The sequence below is a fragment of the Aeromonas sobria genome (assembly GCF_050266975.1).
Classification (GTDB): domain Bacteria; phylum Pseudomonadota; class Gammaproteobacteria; order Enterobacterales; family Aeromonadaceae; genus Aeromonas; species Aeromonas sobria_B.
Map to the genome: position 1 here is coordinate 1 of NZ_JBKISU010000171.1, position 201 is coordinate 201.

Consider the following 201-nt stretch of genomic DNA (forward strand, 5'->3'; position numbering starts at 1 on the left):
CAAAGTTCTGGCTGTCGGTCCTGACCGAGCTGAAGAACCGCGGTCTGGAAGACATCCTGATTGCGTGTGTGGACGGTCTCAAGGGCTTCCCTGATGCCATTGCCGTGGAGTATCCCCAGACCAAGGTGCAACTGTGTATCGTCCACATGGTCCGCAACTCGTTGCGCTACGTCTCCTGGAAGGACTACAAGGCGGTGACGG

At 57.7% G+C, this 201-nt stretch carries 1 protein-coding gene; it reads left to right on the plus strand.

Annotated features, from left to right (window positions below):
- The coding region (locus tag ACLHZ1_RS20965; protein WP_427263578.1) for a transposase at positions 1-201 on the plus strand (201 nt) is incomplete at both ends.